We start from the raw sequence: 15581 nt of genomic DNA, 5'->3' as shown, positions 1-15581 counted from the left end.
CTTCCCCCGCGCACCGAGCAGCGCAAGGAAGCCCGAAGGGCCCCGGACTTCGGCTCGCCTTTTCTTTGCTTACTTTCTTTTGGCGAAGCAAAAGAAAGTAAGTCGGCCGCCGGGCCGAGACCCGGCTCGCCACGAAAGCAAAACCAAAACGAAGAAGGAAACTCAGCGCCCAAGATACACCTCAATCACCCGCTCATCCCCCTGCACCTGATCCAGCGTCCCTTCGGCCAGCACCGAACCGTCGCAAAGCACCGTGACCTTCTCCGAGATGGTGCGGATGAAGCTCATGTCATGCTCCACCACCATCAGCGAATGCTTGCCTTTCAGCGACAGAAACAGCTGCGCCGTGCGCTCCGTCTCCTCATCGGTCATCCCCGCCACCGGCTCATCGAGCAACAGCAGCTTCGGGTCCTGCATCAGCAGCATGCCGATCTCCAGCCACTGCTTCTGCCCGTGGCTCAGGTTGCCAGCCAGGCGCGACGCACTGTCGCTGAGGTGAATGGTCTGCAAAACCTCCCCCAGCCGGTCCTTCTCCTCGCCCGTCAAAGCGAACACCATCGAATGGCGCACCCGCTTGTCGGTGGCCAGCGCCAGCTCCAGGTTCTCGAACACGCTCAGGTGCTCGAACACCGTGGGCTTCTGGAACTTGCGCCCGATGCCCATGGCGGCGATCTCGGCCTCGCGGTAGCGCAGCAGGTCGATGGTGCTGCCGAAGAAAACCTGACCCGAGTCGGGCCGGGTCTTGCCGGTGATGATGTCCATCATCGTGGTCTTGCCCGCGCCGTTGGGGCCGATGATGCAGCGCAGCTCGCCGGGCGCGATGTCCAGGCTCAGGCCGTTGATGGCCTTGAAGCCGTCGAAGCTCACGTGCACGTCTTCCAGGTACAGGATGCGGCCGTGCGTGGTGTCCACCTCGCCGCGCACCACCGGGCGCGAGAACCCGGCCTGGCGGCCGCCGGACTCGGTGGCTCCGCCCAGGGCGAGCGCGGCCACGCGTTCGGCGCGCTTCGCGCCCTCTTCCATCAGGTCGGGCGTCATGCCGGGCCTCCCTTCTTGTTCGGGCGCAGTTTCTTCACCAGACCCACCACGCCCTGCGGCATGTAGAGCGTGACGACGATGAACAGCGCGCCCAGCACGTACAGCCAGTATTCGGGAAAGGTCACGGTGAGCCAGCTCTTGGCGCCGTTGACGATGAAGGCGCCGAGGATGGGGCCGATCAGCGTGGCGCGGCCACCCACCGCGGCCCAGATCGCGATCTCGATGCTGTTGGCCGTGCTCATCTCGCCCGGGTTGATGATGCCGACCTGCGGCACGTACAAGGCACCGGCCACGCCGCACATCACGGCCGAGATGGTCCAGATGGTGAGCTTGTAGGGCAGCGGGTTGTAGCCGCAGAACATCACGCGGCTCTCGGCGTCGCGCACCGCCTGCAGCACGCGGCCGAACTTGCTCTTCACCAGCCAGCGCGCGAACAGGTAGAAGCCCAGCAGCGTGAGACCGGTGAGCACGAACAGCGCCATGCGCATGTTCTGCGTGGCCAGCGGCAGATCGAGGATGCGCTTGAAGTCGGTGAAGCCGTTGTTGCCACCGAAGCCGGTCTCGTTGCGGAAGAAGAGCAGCAGCGCGGCGAAGGTGAGCGCCTGCGTGATGATGGAGAAGTACACGCCCTTGATGCGCGAGCGGAACGCGAAGTAGCCGAACACGAATGCCACCAGGCCCGGCACCAGCACGATCAGCAGCAGCGTGGCGATGAAGCTGTCGGACAAGGCCCAGTGCCAGGGCAGCTCCTTCCAGTCCAGAAAGACCATGAAGTCGGGCAGCTCGCTCTTGTAGTTGCCGTCGGTGCCGATCTGGCGCATGAGGTACATGCCCATCACATACCCGCCGAGCGCGAAGAACAGACCGTGGCCCAGGCTCAGGATGCCGGTGTAGCCCCAGATCAGATCCATGGCCAGCGCGCAGATGGCGTAGCACATGATCTTGCCGAGCAGGCCGACCATGTAGTCGCTCAGGTGGAAGGCGCTGCCCTCGGGCACGAAGAGGTTGAGCAGCGGCGCCACGGCGCAGACCACCAGCAGCGCGACCACGAAGGCGCTCCAGCCCGCGCGCGTGAGCAGCGGGCCGTGCGACGGCAAGACAACGGGGGCGCTCATGCTTCGCGTCCTTTCATGGCGAAGATGCCTTGGGGTCTCTTCTGGATGAACACGATGATGAAGACCAGCACGGCGATCTTGGCGAGCACCGCACCGGCCCAGCCTTCGATGAACTTGTTCAGCATGCCCAGGCCCAGCGCGGCGTACACCGTGCCGGCGAGCTGGCCCACGCCGCCGAGCACCACCACCATGAACGAGTCCACGATGTAGTTCTGCCCGAGGTCGGGGCCCACGTTGCCGATCTGGCTCAGCGCGCAGCCGGCCAGGCCGGCAATGCCCGAGCCCAGCGCGAAGGCATAGGTGTCGATGCGCGCGGTGTTCACGCCCATGCACGAGGCAATCGGTCGGTTCTGCGTCACGCCTCGCACGAACAGGCCCAGGCGGGTCTTGCCGATCAGCAGCGTGACGCCCAGCAGCACGGCGAGCGCGAAGCCGATGATGATGATGCGGTTCCAGGGCAGGTTGAGGTTGCCCAGCAGGATGATGCCGCCGCTCATCCACGAGGGGTTTTCCACGCCCACGTTCTGCGCGCCGAAGAGGCTGCGCACCGCCTGCATCAGCACCAGACTGATGCCCCAGGTGGCCAGCAGCGTCTCCAGCGGGCGGCCGTAGAGGAAGCGGATCACCGTGCGCTCCATCGCCGCGCCCACCAGGCCCGAGGCCAGGAAGGCCACGGGCATGGCGACCAGCAGGTACCAGTCGAAATACTCGGGCAGCGAGGCGCGGAAGAAGCTCTGCACCAGCCAGGTGGCATAGGCGCCGATCATGATCAGCTCGCCGTGCGCCATGTTGATCACGCCCATGAGGCCGTAGGTGATGGCCAGCCCCAGCGCGGCCAGCAGCAGGATGCTGCCCAGGCTGATGCCGGTGAAAGCCTGGCCCAGCGCGCTGCCGATGGCCAGCGTGGTGTCCAGGCTGGAGAGCGAGGCCTTCAGCGCGGCCTTCACGTCGGCGTGTTCTTCCTTCTCCATCTGCGCCAGCAGCAGCGGGCGCACGATGGCTTGTTTCGCCTCGCCCAGCTTTTCGGCGGCGGAGAGGCGCTGCGCCGGGTCAGCGCTGGCCAGCAGCACCGCCGCGCGAGCGAGTTCCAGGCTCTGGCGAGCGCGCGGGTCGAGCTCGCCCGCCAGCGCCTTGTCGATCAGCGCGAGCTGGCTGGTGTCGGGCTCTTCGAAAGCGGTGCGCTGCAGCGTGAGCGCGGCCTCGCGCTGGCGCGCGGGCGTCGCGCCCACCAGCTCCATGCCGGCCAGCGCGTTGTCCATCGCGCCGCGCAGGCGGTTGTTGATCATGATGTCACCCGCGTCTTCTGGCAGCGCGGCGAGCTTCTCGCCGGTCACGGCGTCGAGGGCACCGTCGCCATCGACGATGAGCACCCGCTCGCCCTGCACGCGCACGGCCTCGTCGGCCATGGCCTTGATCAGCGCGGTGGCCTTGTCGTCCGGCTCAGCGGCCAGGCGGTTGAGCGTGTCGATGCGGGTATCGGTGTCGCCATCCACCAGCGCGAGCGCGTCGGCCGGCGTGAGCGCATGGGCGGCGCCCAGCGCCATCCACAGCACCAATCCCAGCCCCAAGCAGCGGAGCCAAAGAGTCTTCATATCCATCCCCAGAAACAAACCCGATGGCGCACCAGACACGTCATCTCCAGAGGCATCGAGGGACGGCTCCGCCGGCCCAAGCTGCCGTCCCCCCTCGAAGCGCCGAAGGCGCGCCACAGAGGGGGGAAGCCGCATCAGCGGCGCAGGGGGGAGTTACTTCTTCTCCGGGACGTTCTTTTTGCCCTTGTTTTCAGCGATGTAATCGCTCCACGGATCGGCGACCACCGGGCCCGGCGTCTTCCACACCACGTTGAACTGGCCGTCGGCCTTCACCTCGCCGATGAACACCGGCTTGTGCAGGTGGTGGTTCTCCTTGTCCATGGTGCTGGTGAAGCCGCCCGGCGCCTTGAAGGTCTGGCCGGCCATGGCGGCGATGACCTTGTCGGTGTCGGTGGACTTGGCCTTGGCCACGGCCTGGGCCCACATGTTGATGCCGATGTAGGTCGCTTCCATGGGGTCGTTGGTCAGGGGTTTGTCCTTGTGGCCGGGGATGTTCTTCGCCTTGGCGTAGGCGCTCCACTTCTTCACGAACTCGGTGTTGGCCGGGCTCTTGATGCTCATGAAGTAGTTCCAGGCGGCGAGGTGGCCGACCAGTGGCTTGGTGTCCACGCCGCGCAGCTCTTCCTCACCCACCGAGAAGGCCACCACCGGCACGTCCTTGGCCGACAGGCCGGCGTTGCCGAGTTCCTTGTAGAACGGCACGTTGGAGTCGCCGTTGATGGTGGAGACCACGGCCGTCTTCTTGCCGGCGGACGCGAACTTCTTGATGTTGGCGATGATGGTCTGGTAGTCCGAATGGCCGAAGGGGGTGTACTCCTCCATGATGTCGGCATCGGCCACGCCCTTGCTCTTGAGGAAGGCGCGCAGGATCTTGTTGGTGGTGCGCGGGTACACGTAGTCGGTGCCCAGCAGCACCCAGCGCTTGGCCGAACCGCCGTCCTTGCTCATCAGGTATTCCACCGCGGGAATGGCCTGCTGGTTGGGCGCGGCGCCGGTGTAGAACACGTTCTTGCTCAGTTCCTCGCCTTCGTACTGCACCGGGTAGAACAGCAGCCCGTTGGCCTCTTCCACCACCGGCAGCACCGACTTGCGCGACACCGAGGTCCAGCAGCCGAAGATCACGGCGACCTTGTCCTGCGTGAGCAGCTGCTTGGTCTTCTCGGCGAACAGCGGCCAGTTGGAGGCCGGGTCGACCACCACGGGCTCGAGCTTCTTGCCGAGCACGCCGCCCTTGGCGTTGATCTCGTCGATGGCCATCAGCACCGTGTCCTTGAGCACGGTTTCCGAGATGGCCATGGTGCCCGAGAGGCTGTGCAGCACGCCGACCTTGATGGTCTCCTGGGCGTGGGCGCTCAGGCCGGTGAAGCCGAGCGTGGCGACCGTGGCGGCGGCGGCCAGGGTCTTGAGGGTGAATCGGCGGGCGTTTTGGGGGGTCTTCGACATGGCGCTTCTCCAGTGTTCCAGGGGTCCCTTGGAAGGGGTGTTGGGCGCCGCCGGCCCGCCTTTTTCAGGCGGTGCTCGACGGACAACTGGATGCTAGGGAAGACCCTGAAGGGCGTATGTACGCCGGGTGGCGTACAGGCAGCTTCAAGAAGCAAAAACACATTTTGTGTTTTCAACACAGAAAAATTAAAGAAAGTTAAAAACAAAATTCCACGCAAATCATTATCAATAAACGATTTTTCAAAATAAAATCCAGATAATCCACCACGGTATTCCAGAAACCCAAACACCCATGCCTCAGTTCACCCACCATGCTTTGCGCTTGCTGAATCCGTCTTTTGCTTCGCCGCTGCTGGATGTACTGACAGACCTGGAGTACCTGCGACGGCTGCAACTCCAGAGCACCACACCATGGACCGTGTTTCTGCAGTTGAAGCAGGTTTTTCATTTGCTGGAGAGCTTGGCTTCCGCCCGGATTGAAGGAAACCACACCACCTTGGCAGACTATGTGGAGGCCAAGATGCTGGACGATCCGAATCAGGCGGAACAACTGGAGGAAATCGCCAACATCGAGCGTGCGATGCAACAAGTGGACGACAGCCTGGAACCCGGCGCTCCCATCACCGAGCATCTGTTGCGCGGCCTACACGCCACCACGGTGAATGGCTTGAGCCGAGAAGGCGACGCGAATCCAGGAGCCTATCGCCCTGGGCCAGTGAAGATCGCACAGGCCCAGCACCTGCCACCCGATGCCGCTCAGGTTGCCGAATACATGACAGAGCTGGTGACGTTCATCAACCGAGCGGATCCTCCCAAATACGATTTGATGAAGGTGGCACTGGCCCACCATCGCTTTGCATGGATCCATCCCTTCGGAAACGGAAATGGTCGGGTCGTGCGCTTGCTCACTTACGCCATGCTCATCAAGTACGGCTTCCGCGTGAACGAAGTCGGTCGCCTGCTCAACCCGGCCGCTGTGTTCTGCGCCAACCGGAACGTGTACTACGCCTGTCTTGGCGAGGCCGACACAGGAACGGATGAGGCATTGGAGCGTTGGTGCGTTTACGTGCTAAGCGGCGTGCGTGACGAAATGACCAAGGTAGACCGGCTTGCCGACTACGATCATCTCCAGACCAAAGTGTTGCTTCCTGCGGTCCTTCATGCACGAGAACGGCAACTGATCACCGCTCTGGAGCAAGCCATACTGATCACCACGGTCAAGGCCGGTACGGTCAAAGCCGCCGACCTGGAGACGGCGATGCCCGACCTCAATGCCAACCAACGGACCTATCAGATACGAAAACTGGTGGAAAGCGGCATGTTACAACCCATCAAGCCCAACGCCCGCCAATACAGCATCGGGTTCAGTCACAACATGCTGCTGCGCGGTGTGGTGCGCGCACTGACCGATGAAGGCTTCATACCTGCGGCCCTGGCAGCACCATCCGCATAACCCCGTCTCAGCAGCAGCGCCCCGTGGCAGACCCATACCGCGCGGCCTGGCGCTCGCGGAAGAACGCCTCGTAGTTCATCGGCTCCTGGTCGGGGTGCGTGGCCTTCATGTGGGCCACGTAGCTGCCGTAATCCGGCACCCCCACCATGAGCCGGAAGCTCTGCGTGAGGTAGCGGCCGGCCCGCCCGAGGTCTTCGAGCAGGCCGCCGCCGGTGGTGGCGGTGTCAGCCACGGGCGACCGCGCCTTCGGGCAAGGCCTGGTACGGCGTTTCGGCCACCGTGGGCCTGCGCTCGGCGCGGGCCTTGAGCACGCTCTTCACACTGTAGAACAGCACGCTGATCACCACGAACATGAACAGCGCGCAGAGCACGGCGTCCAGGCGGTTGTTGAACACGACGCGCGACATCTCGGCCGCGCTCTTGGCCGGCGCGAGCAGCGTGCCCTGCTGGATCGCGTCGGCGTAGCGGTTGGCGTTGGACAGGAAGCCCACCTTCACGTCGGCCGAGAAGATCTTGAGCCAGCCTGCGGTGAGCGTGCAGACCAGCAGCACGATGGCCGGCACGATGGTGACCCAGGCGTAACGGTCTTTCTTCATCTTGAACAGCACCACCGTGCCCAGCATCAGCGCCACGGCGGCGAGCATCTGGTTGGCGATGCCGAACAGCGGCCACAGGGTGTTGATGCCACCCAGCGGATCGACCACGCCCTGGTACAGGAAGTAGCCCCAGGCCGCCACGCACAGGCCGGTGGCGATCAGGTTGGCGGGCAGCGAGTCGGTGCGCTTGAGCGCGGGCACGAAGCTGCCCATCAGGTCCTGCAGCATGAAGCGGCCGGCGCGCGTGCCGGCGTCCACCGCCGTCAGGATGAACAGGGCCTCGAACAGGATGGCGAAGTGGTACCAGAAGGCCATCATGGCCTGGCCGCCCACCACCTGGTGCAGGATGTGCGCCATGCCCACGGCCAGCGTGGGTGCGCCGCCAGCGCGCGCCAGGATGGTGTTCTCGCCCACGTCCTTGGCGGTCTGCACCAGCATCTCGGGCGTGATCACGAAGCCCCAGGTGGACAGGGTCTGCGCCACCGTCTCGGGCGTGCTGCCGACCAGGGCGGCCGGGCTGTTCATCGCGAAGTAGATGCCGGGTTCGATGCACGAAGCCGCCACCAGCGCCATCACGGCGACGAAGGACTCGGCCAGCATGCCGCCGTAGCCGATGAAGCGCGCGTTGACCTCGTTGTCCAGCATCTTGGGCGTGGTGCCGGAGGAGATCAGCGCGTGAAAGCCCGACACCGCGCCACAGGCGATGGTGATGAACAGGAAGGGGAACAGGTTGCCCGACCACACCGGGCCGTTGCCGGCCGCGAACTGCGTGACCGCCGGCATCTGCAGCGGCGGCGCGACGACGACGATGCCGACGGCCAGCGCGACGATGGTGCCGATCTTGAGGAAGGTGGAGAGGTAGTCGCGCGGTGCCAGCAGCAGCCACACGGGAATGGAGGCGGCGACGAAGCCGTAGCCGATCAGCATCCAGGTCAGGGCCTTGCCGTCGTAGGTGAACAGCGGCGCCCATTCCGGGCTCTCGTGCACCCACTGGCCGCCCACGATGGCCAGCATCAGCAGCACGAAGCCGATGATGGAGACCTCGCCGATGCGCCCAGGCCGGATGAAGCGCAGGTACACGCCCATGAACAGCGCCACCGGGATGGTGGCCGCCACGGTGAAGGTGCCCCAGGGTGATTCGGCCAACGCCTTCACCACGATCAGCGCCAGCACCGCGAGGATGATGATCATGATCATGAAGGCGCCGAACAGCGCGATCAGGCCGGGCACGGTGCCCATCTCCTGCTTGATCAGGTCGCCCAAGGAGCGGCCGTCGCGGCGCGTGGAGATGAACAGCACGATGAAGTCCTGCACCGCGCCGGCAAACACCACACCGGCCAGGATCCACAGCAGACCGGGCAGGTAGCCCATCTGCGCGGCCAGCACCGGGCCCACCAGCGGGCCGGCCCCGGCGATGGCGGCGAAGTGGTGGCCGTACAGCACGTACTTGTGCGTGGGCACGTAGTCCAGTCCGTCGTTGTGGCGCCAGGCCGGCGTCATGCGCGTGCCGTCCAGGCCGAACACCTTGGTGGCCAGGAACAGGCTGTAGTAGCGGTAGGCAATGAGGTAGACGCAGACCGAAGCGACCACCACCCAGAGGGCACTGACGGCTTCACCCCGTCCCAGCGCCACGGCCGCGAGCGCGAAAGCGCCCAGCACGGCCACGAAAAACCACCCCAGGTGGCGACCCAGTCCAGACATGCTTGTCTCCTCTTGTGCCGCGGCCTCGCCGATCGGGCCGCCGTGCGACGGGCAGTATCGGCAAGCGCGCGCGCACGCACATCCGTTGCACCGCGCGCCGGACCGCGTGGCAACACTTAGGTGGAACTACCTATCAGGGGATTTCGCGGGCGTGCTCGACGGCGTACTTGATGAGCTCGGCCTGGCCGTCGAGCTCCAGTTTTCGCTTGATGCTCTGGCGGTGCGTCTCGACGGTGCGCACGCTCAGGTCCAGCGCCTTGGCGATCTGCTTGCTGGATTCGCCCCGACCCAGCGCGCTCAGGATCTGGCTCTCACGCGGGGTGAGCAGCGGGCGCGGCGCCTGGTGGCGGAACAGCCGGCGCGACACCCCCGGGCTGAGGAAGGTGCCGCCGGCCACCACGGCTTCGATGGCGGCCACGATCTCGCCGGCCGGCGCGTCCTTGAGCACGTAACCGCGCGCACCGGCCTGCAGGGCGCGCTGCACGTACTCGGGGTTGTCGTACATGCTGAACATGAGCACGCACAAACCGGACCAGCGCGCCAGCATGGCCTGCGCCAGGTCGATGCCGTTGCCGTCCTTCAGACCCACGTCCTGCAGCACCACGTCCACCGCCAGGCCGTCGAGCAGGCGCATCGCCTCGGCGGCATCGCCGGCCTCCCCCACCACCGCCAGCTGCGGCACGCTGGAGAGGCGCGCGCGCAACCCCTCGCGCACCATGGGGTGGTCGTCGACCAGAAGGATGCGGATCGTTTCGTTCATATCGATGCTTCTATCTGGGTGCCATGGCCGGGTTCGGACTGGATCTGCAAGCGGCCACCGATCGCGGCGAGTCGCTCGCGCATGTTGCGCAGGCCGATGCCGCGCTCGGGGTGCAGGTGCACAGCCGAGCTGTCGAAGCCCTGGCCGTCGTCGGTGACGCTCATGCGCACGGTGCTGCCTGGCCCGAAGGTCAGCATCAGCTCCACCTGTCTGGCCTGCGCGTGCTTGGCCACGTTGGTCAGGCTCTCCTGCGCCACGCGGAACAGCGCGGTCTTCACCTCGTCGGGCAGTTCGCGCTCGGTCCCTTCGATGCGCACCGCCACCGGCAGGCCGCTGGCGTCCTCGAACTCCTGGCCCAGGTGCTGCAGCGCGGCGGGCAGGCCCAGGGTGTCGAGCAGCGCCGGGCGCAGGGCGTGCGAGATGCGGCGCACTTCCAACAGGGTGTGGTTGAGCCCTTGCAGCGCCTTCTCCAGCGGCTCGGGGTCGCGGGTATCCGCCCCGGCCTCCACCAGCAGCTTGGTGGACACCAGGGTCTGGCTGATGCCGTCGTGCAGCTCGCGCGCGAGGCGGGCACGCTCGTCTTCCTGCGACTGCTGCACCTGCCGCGCCAGCAGGCGCAGCTTGTTCTCGGCCACGCGGTGCTCGCTCAGGTTCAGCGCCAGGCCGCTGGCGCTGATCAGCGCGATGCCGAACACCGCGATGCCAGCGATCCACAGCAGGGTGGTGGCGATGTTGCGGTTGGCCTCGCCTTCGATGCGCGTGAGCGTGGCCTGGATGCCGTCGAGGTAGAGCCCGGTGCCCAGCATCCAGCCCCAGCGCTCGTAGGCCATCACATAACCCAGCTTGGGCGTGTCCTTCCCGCTGGAAGGCTGGCGCCACAGGTAGTCCACGAAACCGCCACCGGCCCGCGCCTGGGCGATCAGCCGCTGAATGGTGGGCCGGCCCTGCGGGTCGCGCAGCTCCCACAGGTTCTGCCCCACCAGTTCGGGCTGGCGCGAGTGCATGAGCACGCGGCCCTGCAGGTCGTAGACGAAGAAATAACCGTCGCGGCCGTAGTCCAGCGAAGCCAGCAGGCGCAGCGCCTGATCGCGGTCCGCCGCGTCGTTGCCGCCCCGGTCGTACAGCGGCTGCACGGTGCTGGCGGCCAGGGCCACGTAGTTGCGCAGCTCGGCGCGCCGCGCCTCCAGGTAGGTGCGCTCCACCAGGGCGTATTCGCGCTTCGCCAGATCGCGCTCCTGGTGCTGCACGGCCAGCGCGATGAGCACGAGCGAGGCCAGCAGCGGCAGGATGGCCAGCAGGAGGATCTTGGTTCGCAGTCGCATCGGGGAGGAATAGGCGCCGAAACGCCATTTTCCTCCGATCCCGCCGGGGCGGTTCAGCTGCCGTGCTGCGGCTGCAGTTGGGGCACCCGTTGGAGGGCCATGGCGGCGGCGGCGGTGCGCGTCTCCACGCCGAGCTTGGCGTGGATGCGCTCCAGGTGCTTCTTCACCGTGGCCGGGCTGGCGCCCAGGATGTCGCCGATGTCGCGGTTGATCTTGCCCTTGACCACCCAGTACAGCACCTCGGCCTCGCGCGCCGTGAGGCCGAAGGCGGCGGCCAGGCCGGCGAGCACGCTGGCGTCCGAGGTTTCCTGCATCACGATGAGCCAGTCGCCACCCTCGCCGTTGACCTCGTCGCCCACGCACTGGTGCAGGCGGAAGGTGAGGCGGCGCGGGCCGTTCTCCAGCGTGAGGCGCGGTGGCTCGCGCTGCGCCAGCGCCTCGCCGAGGTGGCGGCGCAGCCATTGCAGCACGGCCGGCGGCGTGGTGGGCGCCTCGGTGCCGCAGTGGTGGCGCAACAGGTCGCGCGCCAGCGGCGTCTGCCACATCAGGCGGCCGTCGCGCTCGCGCACGGTGATGGTGGCGTAGCCGAAGGCGTCGAGCGCGTTGCGCGCCTGGCTGCGTTCCACCGCGCCCTGGCGCGCATGGCGCGCGGTGCGCAGGTGCACGCCCATGCGCGCCATCACCTCGCGCGGCTTGATGGGCTTGGTCACGTAGTCGGCCCCGCCCGCGTCGAGCGCGGCCACCAGGTGCTCGGTGTCGGTCAGGCCCGTCATGAAAATGATGGGGATGTGCGCCGTGGCCGGCTGCGCCTTGAGCCGGCGCGCGACCTCGAAGCCGTCCAGGCCGGGCATCACGGCGTCGAGCAGCACCACGTCGGGCAGGGCCTGGGTGGCGCGGCGGATGGCGCTCTCGCCGTCCAGCGCCACGAGCACGGTGTAGCCCGCTTCGTCCAGCGCGTCGTGCAGGGGCGCGACGTTGTCGGGCACGTCGTCCACGATGAGCACCACCAGCGCGTCCGTCAGGGGCCGCGCGGTCGATGGCGCCGGGGTTTCAACCGGGTGCGACATGGTGTTGCAGCAGTTGCTGTTCAATGGTTTCAAAGCGGAATTCGCGCGCCAGCGTGCGAAGGCCCTGCGCGAACACGGCCTGCTCGGGGCGGCGCTGCACCCAGTCGTCGAGCCATTGCACGATGCCCTTGTAGTAGCCCAGGCGCACCAGTTCCAGCAGGGGTTCGAGTTCGTCGCGCGTGGCGGGCGCGGCGGCGGCCATCGGCACCGATGCCCGCTCGGTCGCGGCCTCGGTGATCCACGCCAAAGACAGGCGCTGGCCGAGCCAGGCCAGCAGGTCCTCGCGCCGCACGGGTTTGACGAAGAAGTCCTGCGGGCGGTGGCCGAGGTCGCCCTCCTCCTCGGCCTGCAGGCCCTTGTCGAAGGCATTGGCCGAGACGATGGCCATCGGCACCGTGCCCCAGCCGCGCGCGCGCAGCCGGCGCAGCGTTTCCCAGCCGTCGATGCCGGGCATGGCCAAGTCCATGAAGACCGCGTGCGGCGCACCGGGCTCGCCGGGCTGCAGGCCGTCGAGCAGGGCCAGCGCGTCGTGGCCGCTGGTGGCCAGCATCACCTCGAAGCTCAGCGGCGCGAGCCAGCGCGCCAGCAGCTCGCGGTCGGCCTCCTCGTTGTCCACCACCAGCACGCGGCGGCGAACGCCCTGGTAGCCAGCGTGCTGCGGCAAGGCGGCGGGCGCCGGCAGCTGCACGCCGTGCAGCTCAGGCAGGAACAGGCGCACGGTGAACACCGAGCCCTGGCCCGGGGTGCTGCGCACCGTCATCTCGCCGCCCATGAGGTCGGCGAGCATCTTGGCGATGGTCAGGCCCAGGCCGGTGCCGGTGGCCGCGCCGTGGGCGGCCGCCTCGCCCTGCCCGCGCGCGAACGGTTCGAACACCCGGTCCAGGTCCTGCGGGTTCATGCCGGGCCCGGTGTCGTGCACCTCGAACTGCGCCATCTCGCGCGCGTGCGCCACGCGCAGCCGCACCTCGCCGCTGCGCGTGAACTTCACCGCGTTGCCCAGCAGGTTGATGAGAATCTGGCGCAGGCGCTTCTCGTCGGCGCGCACGGTGTCGGGCAGGCGGCTGCCGGTGTCGAACGAGAAGCGCAGGCCCTTGGCCGCCGCCTGCAGCTCGAACATGCTGGCCACCTCGCGCATGGCGTCGGCAAACGCCATGGGCCGCACGTCCAGCGCGAGCTTGCCGGATTCGATGCGCGCGATGTCCAGCGTGCCCTCGATCAGCGAGAGCAGGTGTTCGCCGCCCCGGTGGATCACGCGGATGGCCTGCGCGCGGTGCGGCGCCACGCCGGGGTCTTCCTGCAGCAGTTGCGCATAACCCAGGATGCTGTTGAGCGGCGTGCGCAGCTCGTGGCTGATGGTGGAGATGTAGCGCGTCTTGGCCTGGTTGGCCTGCTCGGCCGCGCGGCGCGCCTGCTGCAAGGCCTCATCGGTGCGCTGGTGCGACTCGATTTCCTGCATCAGCAACCGCGTCTGCCGGTTCGATTCTTCCTGCGCCACCTCGCGGCTCTTGTGCGCCAGCACCAGCCACCAGGCCACGGTGGCGGCGATGAGCAGCAGGACCGCGTAAACGCGCACGAAGCCCGAGCGCAGCGCGGCGTCGAGCAGCGAGGTGTTGGCCGCCACGCCCAGGCCCTGGGCCAGGCCTTCCACCTCCTGCCGGTAGAGCAGGCCGAGCACGGCGGCGAGCACCGGCGCCACGATCATCATGAGCAGCAGGTAGTGCGCCAGGCCCGCTTCGAGGTAAGGCCAGACGCGGCGCGGCAGCACGCGGCGCAAGGCACCCATCCACTGCTCGGACAGGCGCGCATGCGGCTTGCAGAGGTCGCCGCAGCGCGCGTCGAGCGTGCAGCACAGCGAGCAGATATGGCCCTGGTACGCAGGACAGTGCGCCATGTCGGGCGCTTCGTACTCACGTTCACAGATCACGCAGGTCTGGACAACACCCCCCGCGCCGCCTGCGGCGTCACCCCCCTGAAGGGGGGCCGCACTGGCGGCCTGGCGGAGCCAGATCCGCGGTGCGCCTGGAGGCACCTCTCCACCGCTTCTGGCGATGTAGTAACGCCCCTGAGTCAACCACGCGATGATCGGCGCGGTGATCAGCGCCGTCGCCATCGCGATCAGCGCCGAGAACGCCTGCGCCGTCGGCCCCAGCAGGCCCATGTGGGCCACGATGGACAGCGCCGAGGCCAGGCCCATGGCGCCCACGCCGACGGGGTTGATGTCGTACAGGTAGGCGCGCTTGAACTCGATGCCCTTGGGCGACCAGCCCAGCGGCTTGTTGATGACCAGGTCGGCCACCACGGCCATGATCCAGGCGATGGCGATGTTGGAGTACAGGCCGAGCACCTCGCCCAATGCCTGGAACACGTTCATTTCCATCAGCATGAAGGCGATCAGCGTGTTGAACACCACCCAGACCACGCGGCCCGGGTGGCTGTGCGTGATGCGCGAGAAGAAATTGCTCCAGGCCAGCGAGCCCGCGTAGGCGTTGGTGACGTTGATCTTGAGCTGCGAGACCACCACGAACAGCGCCGTGGCCGCGACCGCCCAGCCGTAGTCGGCGAACACGAACTCGTAGGCGGCGAGGTACATCTGGTTGGGGTCCACCGCGCGTTCGGGCGGCACCATGTGGCTGATGGCCAGGTAGGCCAGCAGCGCACCGCCCAGCATCTTGACCACGCCCAGCACCACCCAGCCCGGCCCGCCGGCCAGCACGCCCAGCCACCAGCGCAGCGCGTGGCCGGGCTCCTTCGCGGGCATGAAGCGCAGGTAGTCGGCCTGCTCGCCCATCTGCGTGATCAGCGCGATGCCCACCGTGAGCGCCGCACCAAACAGGTGCCAGTCGAACACCGCGCCCGCACCAGATTCGCCCCCGTACCGCACCACGTTGGTGAAGATCTCGGGCGCCATCCAGGCCACCGCCCCAAAAGGCACCACCATCATCACGACCCACAGCGGCTGGGTCCAGACCTGGAAGCGGCTGATGACGGAGACGCCGTGCGTCACGAGGGGGATGACCACCAGCGCGCAGATCAGGTAACCCCAGGCGGGCGGGATGTCGAGCGCGAGCTCCAGCGCGTAGGCCATCACCGCCGCTTCGAGCGCGAAGAAGATGAAGGTGAAGGAAGCGTAGATCAGCGAGGTGATGGTGGAGCCGATGTAACCAAAGCCCGCGCCGCGCGTGAGCAGGTCCATGTCCACCCCGTGGCGCGCGGCATAGACGCTGATGGGCAGGCCACCGAGGAAGATGATGAGGCCGGTGCAGAGGATGGCCAGCGCGGCGTTGACGAAGCCGTACTGCACCAGCAGCGTGGCGCCCACGGCTTCCAGGATCAGGAAGGAGGCGGCACCGAACGCGGTGTTGGCCACCCGCCATTCGCTCCACTTGCGGAAACGCTGCGGCGTGTAGCGCAGCGCATAGTCCTCCATGGTCTCGCTGCCGACCCAGCTGTTGTAGTCGCGGCGCACCTTGATGATGCGCTGCGGCGCGGGGGGG

11 protein-coding genes are annotated in these 15581 nt (G+C 67.1%); 1 reads left to right on the top strand and 10 read right to left on the bottom strand.

Annotated features, from left to right (window positions below; all coding sequences use genetic code 11):
* Positions 1-162 precede the first annotated feature (162 nt).
* The 4 genes from urtD to urtA form a co-directional block, all read right to left on the bottom strand.
* A complete protein-coding gene (gene urtD, locus ACODTB_RS24180; RefSeq protein ID WP_291121969.1) occupies positions 163-1038 on the bottom strand; it encodes an urea ABC transporter ATP-binding protein UrtD in 876 nt (291 codons plus the stop codon).
* Positions 1035-2153: an urea ABC transporter permease subunit UrtC gene (gene urtC / locus ACODTB_RS24175; RefSeq protein ID WP_291121970.1), complete on the bottom strand. Its 1119-nt coding sequence runs from the start codon at positions 2151-2153 to the stop codon at positions 1035-1037. Before urtC ends, urtD begins: the two co-directional genes overlap by 4 nt.
* Positions 2150-3697, bottom strand: coding sequence for an urea ABC transporter permease subunit UrtB (urtB, locus tag ACODTB_RS24170; protein ID WP_291121974.1), 1548 nt, complete (start codon positions 3695-3697; stop codon positions 2150-2152). Before urtB ends, urtC begins: the two co-directional genes overlap by 4 nt.
* Positions 3698-3898: 201 nt before the next feature.
* A complete protein-coding gene (gene urtA / locus ACODTB_RS24165; RefSeq protein WP_291121972.1) occupies positions 3899-5188 on the bottom strand; it encodes an urea ABC transporter substrate-binding protein in 1290 nt (429 codons plus the stop codon).
* Positions 5189-5480: 292 nt separating this feature from the next.
* Here urtA and ACODTB_RS24160 point away from each other — a divergent pair, with 292 nt between their 5' ends.
* Positions 5481-6641: a Fic family protein gene (locus ACODTB_RS24160; RefSeq protein WP_291113873.1), complete on the top strand. Its 1161-nt coding sequence runs from the start codon at positions 5481-5483 to the stop codon at positions 6639-6641.
* A gap of 7 nt (positions 6642-6648) precedes the next feature.
* Here the strand turns inward: ACODTB_RS24160 and ACODTB_RS24155 are convergent, their stop codons facing one another.
* From ACODTB_RS24155 to ACODTB_RS24130, 6 genes are all read right to left on the bottom strand, one after another.
* On the bottom strand, positions 6649-6843 hold the full coding sequence (locus ACODTB_RS24155) for a YbdD/YjiX family protein (RefSeq protein ID WP_291114034.1): 195 nt from the start codon (positions 6841-6843) through the stop codon (positions 6649-6651).
* A gap of 22 nt (positions 6844-6865) precedes the next feature.
* Positions 6866-8938: a carbon starvation CstA family protein gene (locus ACODTB_RS24150; protein ID WP_291113876.1), complete on the bottom strand. Its 2073-nt coding sequence runs from the start codon at positions 8936-8938 to the stop codon at positions 6866-6868.
* Positions 8939-9071: 133 nt separating this feature from the next.
* A complete protein-coding gene (locus ACODTB_RS24145; RefSeq protein ID WP_291113879.1) occupies positions 9072-9698 on the bottom strand; it encodes a response regulator transcription factor in 627 nt (208 codons plus the stop codon).
* Positions 9695-11020 (bottom strand): cache domain-containing protein, encoded by a 1326-nt coding sequence (locus ACODTB_RS24140; protein ID WP_291113882.1) that lies wholly within the window; start codon positions 11018-11020, stop codon positions 9695-9697. Before ACODTB_RS24140 ends, ACODTB_RS24145 begins: the two co-directional genes overlap by 4 nt.
* 53 nt (positions 11021-11073) lie before the next feature.
* Positions 11074-12087 (bottom strand): response regulator, encoded by a 1014-nt coding sequence (locus ACODTB_RS24135; protein WP_291113884.1) that lies wholly within the window; start codon positions 12085-12087, stop codon positions 11074-11076.
* The coding region (locus tag ACODTB_RS24130) for a hybrid sensor histidine kinase/response regulator (protein WP_488929822.1) at positions 12071-15581 on the bottom strand (3511 nt) is incomplete at its 5' end. The genes ACODTB_RS24135 and ACODTB_RS24130, both read right to left, overlap by 17 nt.

Source organism: Hydrogenophaga sp. FG152, assembly GCF_057809615.1.
Note: the sequence above shows the minus strand (reverse complement) of the source record. Positions and strands in the feature narration are given on the sequence as shown.